Origin of the sequence: Rathayibacter sp. AY1D5, from assembly GCF_002932515.1 — a bacterium.
In the GTDB taxonomy this organism is placed as follows: domain Bacteria; phylum Actinomycetota; class Actinomycetes; order Actinomycetales; family Microbacteriaceae; genus Rathayibacter.
Map to the genome: position 1 here is coordinate 1 of NZ_PSVU01000029.1, position 12,643 is coordinate 12,643.

The window sequence follows — 12,643 nt, forward strand, 5'->3', positions numbered from 1 at the left end:
GCGGTGACGACGCCGGAGGTGGTGACGGTGCTGCCGACGAGCGGCGACGCGTCGCCGCTCGTCGGCAGCACCGTCACCACCTCCGGCGTCGTCACCGCGCGCTACCCGTCCGGCGGCTACAACGGCTACGTCATCCAGACCCCCGGCACCGGCGGCGAGAGCTCGCGCACGGCCTCCGACGCCGTCTTCGTCTTCTCCTCCGCCTCCGTCGGGTCGGTCGCGATCGGCGACCACCTGCGCATCACCGGCGTGGTGAGCGAGTACAACGGCCTGACCGAGCTCACCCCGACCTCGGCCGCGACCGTCGTGAAGCTCGACGACGCCGCCGCAGCGCCGGTCCCGGCCGCTGTCGCGCTCCCCCGCACCGCCGCCGAGCGCGAGGTGCTCGAGAGCATGCTGATCGCTCCGCAGGGCGCCTACACGGTCACCGACACCTTCGACCTGAACAGCTTCGGCTCGGTCGGCCTCGCCGCCGGCACGTCCCCGCTGCTCACGCCGACCGAGGTCGCCCGCCCCGGCTCGCCGGAGCTCGCGGCCGTCGTCGCCGACAACGCCGCCCGCGCGATCACCCTCGACGACGGCGCCTCGATCAACTTCCTCGGCGCCGCCGCGAACAAGGCGATCCCGCTGCCCTACCTCACCACCACCGCGCCGATCCGCGTGGGTGCTCCGGCGACCTTCACCCGCCCCGTCGTCCTCGACTACCGCAACGGCGGCTGGGCCTTCCAGCCCACCACGCAGCTGACCGTCGAGAACGCCGGCGACGTGCAGCCCGCGACCTTCGCGAACACCCGGACCGCGAAGCCCGAGGCCGTCGGCGGCGACCTCTCGATCGCGTCCTTCAACGTGCTCAACTACTTCTCCACCACCGGCGACTCGATCACCGGCTGCACCTTCTACACCGACCGCGACGGCGACCCCGTCACGGTCAACAGCGGCTGCGACGCCCGCGGAGCGGCGAACGCCGATGACCTCGAGCGCCAGCAGGCCAAGATCGTGACCGCGATCAACACCCTCGGCGCGGGCGTCGTCTCGCTCGAGGAGATCGAGAACTCGGCCAAGTTCGGCAAGCCGCGCGACGAGGCCCTCGCCAACCTGACCGCCGCGCTGAACACGGCGGCCGGCTCCGAGGTCTGGGCCTACGTACCCTCCCCCGCAGCGCTCCCCGCGCTCGCGGACGAGGACGTCATCCGCACCGCCTTCATCTACAAGAAGGCAGTCATCGAGCCGGTCGGCGAGTCCGTCGTGCTCAACGACACGGTGAACTTCTCGAACGCCCGCAAGCCCCTCGCCCAGGAGTTCCGCCTCCTCGGCGACAGCGCCAGCGAGTTCGTCGCGATCGTGAACCACTTCAAGTCGAAGGGCTCCGGATCCGGCGCCGACGCCGACCAGGGCGACGGCCAGGGCGCCTCGAACGCCTCGCGCGTGAAGCAGGCGACCGCCCTCGTCGCCTTCGCCGACCGCCTCCGCACCGAGAAGGCCACCGAGCTCGTCTACCTGCTGGGCGACTTCAACGCCTACTCGAAGGAGGACCCGGTGAAGGTGATCACCGACGCCGGCTACATCGACCAGGGTGCGAAGGACGGCAAGTACTCGTACTCGTTCGACGGCGCGGTCGGCTCGCTGGATCACGTCTTCGCCTCGCCCGCGGCCGACAGGACGGTCACCGGGGTCGACACCTGGAACATCAACAGCGGCGAGTCCGTGGCACTGGAGTACAGCCGCTACGACTACAACGCGACGATCTTCTACGACACCTCGGCGTACCGCTCCAGCGACCACGACCCGGTCGTCGTCGGCCTCGACCTGCCCGAGACCCAGACGGACCCGGAGCCCGAGCCCGTCACGGTCATCGACGTCGCGACCACCGCCTCCACCAAGCGCCTCGCCGTCGTGCGGACGCTGACGGTGTCGGCGGTGAACAACGGCGACGAGACGGTCTCGATCGAGATCACGACGGCGTACGGCAGCAAGACGAAGCAGACGGTCAAGCCCGGCCAGTCGTTCACGGTGAAGACCGTGACCGTCTTCACGCCCATCAAGGCCGGCACGGCGACCATCGAGGTCACCGCGCCCGACGGCACCGAGCGCGTCTACAAGCAGGCGTACCGCGGCGCCTGATCCCGCGCGACCCCTGACCTCGACGAGCTCCGGCTCCTAGAGTTCGGGGATGCCCGAGGGAGACAGTGTGCACCGTCTCGCCGCCCGCCTCAGGCGGGCGGCGGACGGTCGCACCGTCCTCGAGGGCGAGCTGCGCTCCGGGGACGCGGCCGGCACCTCCCTCGCCGGGCTGAGGATCCTCGAGCACGACACCCACGGCAAGCACCTCCTCACCCGCTTCTCCGGCGGAACGACCCTGCACACCCACCTGCGGATGCAGGGCTCCTGGACCGTGACCGCTCCCGGCCGAGCGGTCCCCCGCTCGGTGCAGAAGGACGTCCGCGTCCGCCTCCGCCTCGACGACGACTCGACCGTGTGGGGCATCGACCTCCCGGTCGTCGAGCTCCTCGCCACCCGCGACGAGCCGCGCGCCGTCGGGCACCTCGGGCCCGACCCGCTCCGCGCGGACTGGGACGCCGACGAGGCCGTCCGGCGCCTCTCCCGCCTCCCGGACCGGCCCGTCGTCGCCGCACTCCTCGACCAGCGCTGCCTCGCGGGCCTCGGCAACCTCTGGGCCAACGAGGCCTGCTTCCTCCGCGGGGTCTGGCCCTGGCGGCCGATCGGCTCCCTCGACGTCCGCGCCCTCGTGGCGACCGCGGCGAGAGGCCTCCGCGCCTCCGGCACGATCCCGGGGATGTTCCAGACCACCACCGGTGACACCCGCCGCGGCGAGCGGCACTGGGTCGCGGGGCGCGCCGGGCGCCCGTGCCTGCGCTGCGGCACGACGGTGCTCGTCCGCGACGAGGTCCGCGACGACCCCGAGCAGCGCCGCACCTGGTGGTGCCCGCACTGCCAGCCGGAGCAGGCGGCCGCCCCCTGAAGCCCGCGTACCGCTGCCGACGGCCCGTGCGTAGGCTGGCCGCATGACGAACGAGTGGGGAACTCCGGACCCGTCCGCCCGGCGAGACCGGTCCGCGGAGGTCGTCCCGGCGGACGCCTCCGGCGAGGAGGTGGAGACCGCCCGCGTCGAGGACGCCGAGCGCGCGCTCGCTGTGCGCGAGGTCAAGCGGCGCCGCGACTTCCTGGGATCGGTCGGCGGATGGGCGAGCGTCTCGGCGATCACGACCGCCGTCTGGGTCGGCACAGGGGCCGACGGCTACTTCTGGCCGATCTGGCCGATGATCGGGATCGGGATCGGCGTCGTCGGCCAGGCCGCGTCGATCTGGGGTCCCGCCCGCAAGGAGATCACCGAGGCGGACATCGCCGCCGAGATGCAGCGCCGGGAGAAGCGCGGCCGCTGATCAGTCCAGGCGGCCGACCGAGGTGACGCGGACGACGGCCGCACCCTGCTCGTCCGACTCGGCGAGGTCGACGGTCGCCGAGATCCCCCAGTCGTGGTCGCCGGCCGGATCGTCGAAGATCTGCCGCACGAGCCACTGCGTCGGCTCCTCCGTGACGAGCAGCATCTTCGGCCCCCGGGCGTCGGGCCCGATGCCGATGCTGTCGTGCTCGTCGTAGTAGTCGTCCAGCGCGGCGCCCCACGCGTCGGCGTCGAAGCCGGCGGCGGCGTCGAGCTCGCCGAGCGCCTCGTGGTCGTCGAGGGCGGCGAGGGTCACCCGGCGGAACATCTCGTTGCGCACCAGCACGCGGAAGGCGCGGTGGTTCGCGGTGAGGCGGCGCGGAGCGGGCGGCACGATCGCCTGGTCCGCCGCGTGGAGCGCCGGATTGACCAGCTCCTCCCACTCGTCGACCAGCGAGGAGTCGACCTGGCGCACGAGCTCGCCCAGCCACTCGATCAGGTCGTGCAGCTCCTCGTTCTTCAGCTCGTCGGGGATGGTCTGCCGGGCCGCGCGGAACGCGTCGGACAGGTAGCGCAGCACCAGTCCCTCCGAGCGGGAGAGCTTGTAGAAGGCGGTGTACTCGCCGAAGGACATCGCCCGCTCGTACATGTCGCGCACGACCGACTTCGGCGAGAGCTCGAAGTCCTTCACCCACGGCTGCGCCGCGGTGTAGGTCTCGAAGGTCGCGTCGAGGAGCTCCTCGAGCGGCTTGGGGTGCGTGACGGACTCGAGCAGCTCCATCCGCTCCTCGTACTCGATCCCGTCGGCCTTCATCGCGGCGACGGCCTCCCCGCGGGCCTGGAACTGCTGGGCCCCCAGGATCGGGCGCGGGTCGTCGAGGGTCGCCTCGAGCACCGAGATCACGTCGAGCGCGAAGCTCGGCGACTCCGGGTCGAGAACGTCGAACACGGCCAGCGCGAACGGCGAGAGCGGCTGGTTGAGCGCGAAGTTCGGCTGCAGATCGACGGTCAGGCGGATGCGGGTCACGCCGTCGGCGCCGACGCTCTGCTCGACCACTCCTGCCTCCCGCAGCGTCCGGTAGATACCGAGCGCCCGGCGGGCGAGCTGCAGCTGCCGCTTCCACGGCTCGTGGTTGTCGAAGATCAGGGCGTGCACGTTCGCGTAGGCGTCGCCGCCGCGGGCGATCACGTTCAGCAGCATCGCCGAGGTGATCGTCATGTGCGAGGTCAGCGTCTCGGGCTCCGCGTCGACGAGCTTGCGGAAGCTCGGCTCCCCCCAGCTGACGAAGCCCTGCGGCGCGCGCTTGGCGACCCACTTCCTCCGCTTCTTCGGGTCGTCGCCCATCTTGTCGAGAGCCTTCCGGTTCTCGGACTCGTGCTCGGGGGCCTGCACGACCACGGTCCCGGCGGTGTCGTACCCGGCGCGACCGGCGCGGCCGGCGATCTGGTGGAACTCGCGGGCCGAGAGCTGGCGGGTCCGGGTGCCGTCGTACTTGGTCAGCGCGGTGAGCAGCACGGTACGGATGGGGACGTTGATGCCGACGCCGAGGGTGTCCGTGCCGCAGATCACGCGCAGCATGCCCTGCTGGGCGAGCTGCTCGACCAGGCGGCGGTACTTCGGCAGCATGCCCGCGTGGTGCACGCCGATCCCCAGCCGGAGCAGCCGGGAGAGGGTCTTGCCGAACGCGGTGGTGAAGCGGAAGCCGCCGATCACCTCGGCGATGCGGTCGCGGTGCTCGCGGGTGGCGATGTTCGCGCTGGTGAGCGCCTGCGCGCGCTCGAGAGCGGCCGCCTGCGAGAAGTGCACGACGTAGACCGGCGACTGGTTCGTCGAGAGCAGCTCCTCGATGGAGTCGTGGATCGGCGCGATCTCGTAGAAGTAGTGCAGCGGCACCGGGCGCTCCACGCCGGTGACCCGGGCGGTCTCCCGGCCCGTACGGCGGCTGAGGTCGGCGGCGAGCGCCGTCACGTCGCCGAGGGTGGCCGACATCAGCACGAACTGCACGTGCGGGAGGGTGAGCAGCGGCACCTGCCAGGCCCAGCCGCGCGCCGGGTCCGCGTAGAAGTGGAACTCGTCCATCACGACCTGGTCGACCGGGGTGTCCTCGCCGTGCCGGAGCGCGAGGTTCGCGAGGATCTCGGCCGTGCAGCAGATGATCGGCGCGTCGGCGTTCACCGAGGAGTCGCCGGTGACCATCCCGACGTTGGAGGCGCCGAAGACGTCGACCAGCGCGAAGAACTTCTCGGAGACGAGCGCCTTGATCGGCGCCGTGTAGAAGCTGCGGCGTCCGGAGGCGAGCGCCGCGGCGTGCGCGCCGATCGCGACGAGCGACTTCCCGGTGCCGGTGGGCGTCGAGAGGATCAGGTTGGAGCCGGAGGCGATCTCGAGCATGGACTCGTCCTGCGCCGGGTAGAGCGGGAGGCCGCGCGACTCCGCCCACTCGGTGAAGGCCAGGTAGACCGCGTCGTCGTCGACGCGCCCGTCCGCGTCGGGCGTCGGCATGCGGTCGAGCAGCGTCGAGGTCATCCCCCCATCCTCCCAGCCCGCGGCCCGTCGCTCGGGTGCGATCCGTCACGGACGGCCCGTGCGCCCCCGCCTCACGGGCCGCGGGTGACGGATCGGTCCGCCGGAGCGAGGGCCCCGTCGACGAGTCCGACGACGCGGTCGGCGTCGGCCAGCACGGCGGGGTCGTGCGAGACGCAGACCACCGTCGCGCCGCGGTCCGCCTCCGCGCGCAGGACCGACCGGATCCGCTCCGCACTCGCCGAGTCGAGGCCGGTGGTGGGCTCGTCCAGGAGCAGCAGGCCGGCCCCGCGGGCGAGCTCCTGGGCGAGGAGCGCCCGCTGCCGCTGACCGCCGGAGAGCACCGCGAAGGGCTCCCGGGCGAGCGCGGCGATCTCCATCCGCTCGAGCGCGGTGGCGATCGCGTCCGCCGCGCGCGCGTCGCTGCGGCGGAGGCGGCCGAGCCGACCCCAGGTGCCCACCGCGACCACGTCGCGCACCGTCACCGGGAGGCGGTCCGGGATCGACGCCCGCTGCGGCACGAAGGCGATCGCTCCGGTGACGTCCCGCGTGCCGGACGTCAGTGGACGCACTCCCGCGATCACCTCCAGGAGCGTCGACTTGCCGGCGCCGTTCGGCCCGGCGATCACGGTCAGCGAGCGCGCGGCGACGTCGAGATCGACCCCCGCGAGAGCGCGGCGGGAGCCGAAGTCGACGTGAGCGCCTCGGAGGCGGACCGGGGGCTCGGGCAGGGGTGAGACGTCCATCCCGACGAGCGTACAGGTGTGATAACTGTTCTCATTATCGTGTACGGTCGGGCACCATGCCCAGCCTCCTCGCCGGAATCCTCGAGCCGTTCGCTCTCGACTTCCTCCAGCGCGCCCTCCTCGGCGGCGTCCTCGTCGCGGTCCTCTGCGGCGTCGTCGGCACCTGGGTGGTCCTCCGCGGGATGGCCTTCCTCGGCGAGGCGCTCGCCCACGGGATGCTCCCCGGCGTCGCCCTCGCGACGGTGCTCGGCGCGCCCGTCCTCGTGGGCGGCGCAGCCAGCGCGGTGCTGATGAGCCTCGGCATCGCGGCCCTGCAGCGGCGCGGACGACTGTCCTACGACACCAGCATCGGCCTGCTCTTCGTCGCCATGCTGGCGCTGGGGGTCATCGTGATCTCGCACTCGGGCAGCTTCGCCACGGACGCGACCTCGATCCTCTTCGGCGACATCCTCGCGATCACTCCCGTCGACATCGGGCTGCTCGCCGCCGCCGCCGGAGTCGGCCTCCTCGTCGCAGCGGCCTTCCACCGCCCGCTCGTCGCCCTGGCGCTGGATCCGCGCATCGCCGCGGTGCTCGGCCTCGGTCCGCGCTCGGCTCAGGCCGCGCTGGTCGGCCTGGTGACTCTCGCCGTCGTCGCCTCCTACCAGGCGGTCGGCTCGCTCCTCGTCGTCGGGCTCCTGCTGGCTCCCGCGGTGGCCGCCGGTCACTGGACCACGCGCATCCCGACCCGGATGCTGCTCGCGTCGATCCTCGGCGCGGCCTCCGTGCTCGTCGGCCTGCTCGTCTCCTGGCACGCGGCCACGGCGGCGGGCGCCTCGGTCGCCGGCACGGCCATCGCGGTCGCCGCGGTGTCCTGGGCGGTCCGCTCGGCCGCGTCGGCCCTCGCGTCCCGGTCGGGCCCTCAGCCGGTCGCCGCATGAGGCCCTGCCGGCACCGCTCCTCCCCCGCTCACCCTCGAAAGGACTCCGTGCACTCCCGAACCACCGCCTCCACCGTCCTCCTGGGCGCTCTCGCGCTGGGCCTGGCCGCCTGCTCGACCGATGCCTCCGCGCCGGCCGCGGACGACACGGGTTCCGGCCACGGCGCCGTCGCGAATGCCGCCGAGCTCGCCGAGCCGCGCCTGGGGCTGACGTCGATCGACCCGTCGGGCGCCGTGTCGCACCTCGACCTCCTCGACGAGACGGTCACCGGCCTCGGCACCATCGGCGCACCCAGCGCGATGACGACCGACGGCCGCTACCTCTTCGCCCAGACCGATGCGGGCGTCGAGATCGTCGACAGCGGCGTGTGGACCTGGGACCACGTCGACCACTTCCACTACTACCGCGCGGACCCCCGCCTGATCGGCACGGTCGAGGGCTCCGGGACGGCCGTCGTCGCCACGACGAACCTCTCGACCACCGGCGGAACCGGACTCTTCTTCCCCGACACCGGCGAGGCGGTCCTCCTCGACACCGAGGCGCTGTCGAAGGGCGCGATCGTCGAGCGGTTCCGGAAGGACGTCGAGCCCGGACCCGGGATGGTCGTGCCCGTCGGCTCGTGCGCACTGGTGACCGAGGGGTCCGGATCCGGAGCGGCCGTCGCCGGCTACGACTCGGACGGCGAGCCGACGGGCCTCCGCGAGGCCTGCCCCGACCCCGCCGGGACGATCACCACCCGCGTCGGCGCCGTCATCGGCTGCTCCGACGGCGCACTCCTGGCGTCGATCGAGGACGAGGAGCTCATCGTCGAGCGGATCCCCTACCCCGCCGGCACCACCGCGCCACCCGCCGCCTCCTTCGACAACCGTGAGGGCCGCCCCACGGTCGCCGGCCTCGCCGGGGACGCGGGCATCTGGCTCCTCGACACCCGGGAGCGCTCCTGGAGCCTCCTCCCCTCTCCCGCCCCGCTGGCGCAGGTCACCGCGGTGGACGACGCGGACGAGACCGTCCTCGCCCTCGCCGCCGACGGCCGCGTGCTGGTGCTCGACGGCTCCGACGGCGCGGTCCTCGCCGAGACCGCGCCCCTCGTCGCGGACACGACCGCGGACGGCTCGCGGCCCGTCCTGATCGCCGACCAGCAGCGGGCCTACCTCAGCGCGCCCGCCGAGCGGAAGCTGCACGAGATCGACTACGCGGACGGCGCGCGCCTCGCCCGCACCTTCGAGACCGCCACCGAGCCGGCCTTCATGGCGGAGACGGGCCGATGAGGCGCGGCTGGGCCCTCGCCTCCGCCGCGGCGGTCCTGTTCCTGTCGGGCTGCACGTCCGCGGAGGAGGACGAGAGGCCCCTCGTCATCGTCTCCACCAACATCCTCGGCGACGTCGTGGGCGAGCTCGTCGGCGACGAGGCGCAGGTCGTCACGCTGATGAAGCCCGACGCCGACCCGCACTCCTTCGAGATCTCGGCGCAGGAGGCGGCGCGCCTGCGCTCCGCCGACCTCGTCGTCTCGAACGGGCTCGGACTCGAGGAGGGCCTGCAGCAGCACCTCGACGAGGCCTCCGGTGAGGACGTCCCCGCGTTCGTCGCCGGCGACGCCGTCGACGTCCTCGACTACAGCGAGGGCGACGCGGAGGGGAGCCCGGACTCGCACTTCTGGACGGACCCCGGCCGGATGATCGACGTCGTCGACTCCCTCGGGCCCGTGCTCGCCGCGCTCGACGGCGTCGATCCGGCCGCCGTCCGGGACCGGACGGCCGGCTACCGCGCCGAGCTCGAGCGGCTCGACTCCGAGATGGCCGCGGCGTTCGCCGCGATCCCCGCCGAGCGCCGCGCCCTCGTCACCAACCACCACGTCTTCGGGTACCTCGCCGACCGCTTCGACTTCGACGTCGTCGGCGCCGTCATCCCCGGAGGCACGACCCTCGCGGCGCCGTCCGCCTCCGACCTCGCCGATCTCGTCGACGCGGTCGAGCAGACCGGCGTCCCCACGATCTTCGCGGAGTCCTCGTCTCCCGACCGCCTGGTCCAGGCGCTCGCGAGCGAGGCCGACATCCGCGTGGAGGTGGTCGAGCTGTTCACGGAGTCCCTGACGGCGCCCGAGGGCGGCGCTCCCGACTACCTCGCCATGATGCGCGTCAACACACAGCGCATCGCCACCGGGCTCTCCCCGTGAGCCCTCCGATCCACCACCAGGAAGAAGAAGCACCCATGCAGAATCCCCACGTCCGGCGGGCGGGCCTCGGCCTGATCGCCGCCTGCTCGATCACGGTCCTCGCGGCCTGCTCGTCGAGCTCGACCCCGGCCGCCGAGTCCTCGGCGTCCACCGCACCGGCCACCGAGGCCGCGGCGGCCGCCGGCGCCCGCGTCGCCGTCGCCTACGAGGGCGGCATCCTCGTCCTCGACGGCGAGACCCTCGAGACCGTCGCGGACATGGACTCCGAGGAGTTCACCCGCCTCAACCCCGCCGGCGACGACCGCCACGTCATGGTCACCATGAGCGAGGGGTTCCAGCTCCTCGACACCGCCGCCGGCACCAGCGGCGAGCCGGAGCTGACGGACATCGTCTTCCCCGCGGACACCCCGGGCCACGTCGTCCGGCACGCCGGGAAGACCGTCCTCTACGCCGACGGCACGAGCGACACGACCGTCCTCGAGACCGCCGACCTGGCGTCCTCGGACGGGATGCCCGAGACCGAGACCATCCCGGGCGTCGAGGCGCACCACGGCGTCTCGATCGTCCTCGAGGACGGCACCTTCCTCACCACGGTCGGTGACGCCGACGGGCGCAAGGGCATCGAGGTGCGCGACGCCTCCGGCGCCGTGACGGCCACGAACGACCAGTGCCCCGGTGTCCACGGAGAGGGCACGGCCGAGAACGAGGTCGTCGTCTTCGGCTGCGAGAACGGCGCCCTGGTCTACGACGGCGGCGAGATCACGAAGCTCGAGGCGCCGGACCAGCCGTACGGCCGCATGGGCAACGCCTGGGTCAGCGAGACCAGCCCGATCATCGTCGGCGACTACAAGGACGACCGCGACGCCGAGGGCTACCTCCTGCACCGCGTGGCGCTGATCGACACCGAGGCGAAGACCCTCGACGTCGTCGACCTGCCCGAGGGCGTCGAGTACACCTTCCGCGGCGTCGCCCGCGGCCCCGACGACCTGGCGTACATGATCGCCTCGGACGGCGCGATCCACGTCCTCGACCCCGGGACCGGCGAGCTGACCGCCTCCTACCCCGTCGTCGACGCCTGGGAGAGCCCGGTCGAGTGGCAGGACCCGCACCCCGCGATCACGGTCGCCGGAGACATCGCCTACGTGACCGACCCGGCCGCCGACAGCATCCACGCCGTCGACCTCACCACGGGAGAGGTCGTCGCCACGGGCGAGCTCGACGTCACGCCGAACGAGATCGCCGTCGCCGCGAGCTGACCATCGGCACGGAGGAGGGGCGCGGGGCCGTGGGCTCCGCGCCCCTCCTGTTCACCTGGAGGGGCCAGGATCTCCGCATGACGACCGACTTCGATCTCGACCAGGTGGTGCGCGACGTGACCGCGAACGTGCGCAAGAAGTTCCCCGACCACTCCGAGGAGCAGGTCGCGCCGCTCGTGCGCGAGGAGCTCGCGGACCTGCAGGACCGGCCCGTGCAGGACTACCTGACGGTGCTGACGGAGCGAGCGGTCAAGCGCCGCCTCAAGCGCGAGGCGCGCGGGGAGTAGACCGGGTCAGGCGAGCGCCCGCTCGATCGACGCCCGCAGCGCCGGAGCCGGCCGGAGCGCACCCGCCTCCTCCGCTTCGAGGAGCGCCTGCGCGTCCGCCGGGCTGTGCTCGCGGTACCAGCGGTCGACCGGGACGCCGTGCCCGGGCCGGCTCAGCACCTCGACGGCGTCGCCCGCCTCCACCGATCCGCGGTGCAGCACCCGCAGGTACGCGCCGGTACGCCCCTCGTCGGCGAAGCGCTTCACCCACTGGGGCTCTCCGAGGGCCCGCTGGAACGTCGCACACGGCGTCCGCGGCATCGTCACCTCGACCTCGACCGCCTCGCCGATCCGCCAGCGCTCGCCGATCACGGCTCCGCTCACGTCGAGGCCCGCGATCCGCAGGTTCTCGCCGAACATCCCCGCGGCCACCGGCCGCCCCAGGCGCTCCGCCCACCAGACCGCGTCCTCGTCGGAGTAGGCGTAGAGCGCCTTGTCGAGGCCGCCGTGGTGCGCGCGATCGGCCTGCACGTCGCCGTAGAGGCCCAGGTCGCGCACTCCGACGGGACCCTCGACCGGCCGCTTGTCGATCGCGGTCACGCCGACCGTGCCGGAGTCGGGCAGGAGGCGGGCGACGCGGCACACGGCGAGCAGGCGGGGCATGCCGCCATGGTGCCAGCACTAGGCTCGCCGCGTGCGCGACGCGACCGCTCCTCCCCGGCTCGACCCCCTCCTCCTCGACGGCCTCGCCGAGGGGTACGCCGGGGACACGGGCGCCCGGGAGCACGCCGAAGGGCTGCGCTTCGCCGGCACCGACCTCACCGGCGCCGATCTCACCGCGGCCTCCTTCAGCGAGTGCGTGCTGGAGGGAGTGGTCCTGGACGGCGCCCAGCTGCGGGCCGCGTCGATCGCGGAGTCGCGGCTCGAGCGGCTGGACGTCCCCGGGCTCTCGGCGCCGCGGAGCCGGCTCCGATCCGTCGAGCTGCTCGCCTCGCGGCTGGGCTCGGCCGAGCTCTACGAGAGCACCTGGGAGCAGGTGCGCGTGGCCGACTGCAAGCTCGGCTACCTGAACCTCCGCGGAGCCGCGGTGCGCGACGTGCTGCTCGAGCGCTGCACGATCGACGAGCTCGACCTGGCGGGTGCGACCGGCACGCGGCTGCGCCTGGTCGACTGCGACGTCCGCTCCCTCGATCTCTCCCGGGCCCGGATCGAGCACCTCGATCTGCGCGGCGCCGAGCTGCACGTGCTCACCGGGCTGGACGGCCTCCGCGGCGCCACCCTCTCCGAGCTGCAGCTCAGCCTCCTGCTGCCGCTGTTCGCGGAGCACTTCGGGGTGCGGGTGGGCTGAGCCGCCGGTC

The 12,643-nt window shown here is 73.0% G+C and carries 12 protein-coding genes; 9 read left to right on the forward strand and 3 right to left on the reverse strand.

What is annotated here, in order from left to right; all coding sequences use genetic code 11:
• The first annotated feature begins 3 nt into the window (after positions 1 to 3).
• From C5C82_RS10150 to C5C82_RS10160, 3 genes are read left to right on the forward strand one after another with little or no spacing between them, the layout of a single operon-like run.
• Entirely contained in the window at positions 4 to 2,121 is a 2,118-nt protein-coding gene (locus tag C5C82_RS10150; RefSeq protein WP_146085977.1) for an ExeM/NucH family extracellular endonuclease, read from the forward strand.
• A 49-nt stretch (positions 2,122 to 2,170) separates the two neighbouring features.
• Positions 2,171 to 2,980 carry a DNA-formamidopyrimidine glycosylase family protein gene (locus tag C5C82_RS10155; RefSeq protein WP_104292293.1) on the forward strand — a complete coding sequence of 270 codons (810 nt, stop codon included), beginning with the start codon at positions 2,171 to 2,173 and terminating at the stop codon, positions 2,978 to 2,980.
• Positions 2,981 to 3,023: 43 nt separating this feature from the next.
• Positions 3,024 to 3,401, forward strand: a complete 378-nt coding sequence (locus tag C5C82_RS10160; RefSeq protein ID WP_104325683.1) for a 2TM domain-containing protein — start codon at positions 3,024 to 3,026, stop codon at positions 3,399 to 3,401.
• Here the strand turns inward: C5C82_RS10160 and C5C82_RS10165 are convergent, their stop codons facing one another.
• Both C5C82_RS10165 and aztA read right to left on the reverse strand, forming a co-directional pair.
• On the reverse strand, positions 3,402 to 5,927 hold the full coding sequence (locus tag C5C82_RS10165; RefSeq protein WP_104355019.1) for an RNA helicase: 2,526 nt from the start codon (positions 5,925 to 5,927) through the stop codon (positions 3,402 to 3,404).
• Positions 5,928 to 5,998: 71 nt separating this feature from the next.
• A complete protein-coding gene (aztA, locus tag C5C82_RS10170) occupies positions 5,999 to 6,670 on the reverse strand; it encodes a zinc ABC transporter ATP-binding protein AztA (protein WP_104355020.1) in 672 nt (223 codons plus the stop codon).
• Between the two features lie 56 nt (positions 6,671 to 6,726).
• Here aztA and aztB point away from each other — a divergent pair, with 56 nt between their 5' ends.
• From aztB to C5C82_RS10195, 5 genes are all read left to right on the forward strand, one after another.
• On the forward strand, positions 6,727 to 7,590 hold the full coding sequence (aztB, locus tag C5C82_RS10175; protein ID WP_104283876.1) for a zinc ABC transporter permease AztB: 864 nt from the start codon (positions 6,727 to 6,729) through the stop codon (positions 7,588 to 7,590).
• A 47-nt stretch (positions 7,591 to 7,637) separates the two neighbouring features.
• Positions 7,638 to 8,858, forward strand: a complete 1,221-nt coding sequence (locus tag C5C82_RS10180) for an ABC transporter (protein WP_104355021.1) — start codon at positions 7,638 to 7,640, stop codon at positions 8,856 to 8,858.
• Positions 8,855 to 9,763: a zinc ABC transporter substrate-binding protein AztC gene (aztC, locus tag C5C82_RS10185; protein ID WP_104295514.1), complete on the forward strand. Its 909-nt coding sequence runs from the start codon at positions 8,855 to 8,857 to the stop codon at positions 9,761 to 9,763. The genes C5C82_RS10180 and aztC overlap by 4 nt, the downstream gene beginning before the upstream one ends.
• 35 nt (positions 9,764 to 9,798) lie before the next feature.
• Positions 9,799 to 11,019, forward strand: coding sequence for a zinc metallochaperone AztD (aztD, locus tag C5C82_RS10190; protein WP_104295515.1), 1,221 nt, complete (start codon positions 9,799 to 9,801; stop codon positions 11,017 to 11,019).
• Between the two features lie 77 nt (positions 11,020 to 11,096).
• Positions 11,097 to 11,306: a three-helix bundle dimerization domain-containing protein gene (locus C5C82_RS10195; RefSeq protein WP_104262881.1), complete on the forward strand. Its 210-nt coding sequence runs from the start codon at positions 11,097 to 11,099 to the stop codon at positions 11,304 to 11,306.
• 6 nt (positions 11,307 to 11,312) lie between these two features.
• Here C5C82_RS10195 and C5C82_RS10200 read toward each other — a convergent pair whose 3' ends face one another.
• Complete coding sequence (locus C5C82_RS10200; protein WP_104255826.1) at positions 11,313 to 11,948, reverse strand: MOSC domain-containing protein; 636 nt, start codon at positions 11,946 to 11,948, stop codon at positions 11,313 to 11,315.
• 31 nt (positions 11,949 to 11,979) lie between these two features.
• Here C5C82_RS10200 and C5C82_RS10205 point away from each other — a divergent pair, with 31 nt between their 5' ends.
• Entirely contained in the window at positions 11,980 to 12,633 is a 654-nt protein-coding gene (locus C5C82_RS10205; RefSeq protein WP_104233714.1) for a pentapeptide repeat-containing protein, read from the forward strand.
• Positions 12,634 to 12,643 lie beyond the last annotated feature (10 nt).

Coding starts and splice junctions, on each gene's coding strand:
- C5C82_RS10155 (WP_104292293.1), top strand. CDS start 2,171: ATGCCCGAGGGAGACAGTGTGCACCGTCTCGCCGCCCGCCTCAGGCGG.
- C5C82_RS10160 (WP_104325683.1), top strand. CDS start 3,024: ATGACGAACGAGTGGGGAACTCCGGACCCGTCCGCCCGGCGAGACCGG.
- C5C82_RS10165 (WP_104355019.1), bottom strand. CDS start 5,927: ATGACCTCGACGCTGCTCGACCGCATGCCGACGCCCGACGCGGACGGG.
- aztA (WP_104355020.1), bottom strand. CDS start 6,670: ATGGACGTCTCACCCCTGCCCGAGCCCCCGGTCCGCCTCCGAGGCGCT.
- aztB (WP_104283876.1), top strand. CDS start 6,727: ATGCCCAGCCTCCTCGCCGGAATCCTCGAGCCGTTCGCTCTCGACTTC.
- aztC (WP_104295514.1), top strand. CDS start 8,855: ATGAGGCGCGGCTGGGCCCTCGCCTCCGCCGCGGCGGTCCTGTTCCTG.
- aztD (WP_104295515.1), top strand. CDS start 9,799: ATGCAGAATCCCCACGTCCGGCGGGCGGGCCTCGGCCTGATCGCCGCC.
- C5C82_RS10195 (WP_104262881.1), top strand. CDS start 11,097: ATGACGACCGACTTCGATCTCGACCAGGTGGTGCGCGACGTGACCGCG.
- C5C82_RS10200 (WP_104255826.1), bottom strand. CDS start 11,948: ATGCCCCGCCTGCTCGCCGTGTGCCGCGTCGCCCGCCTCCTGCCCGAC.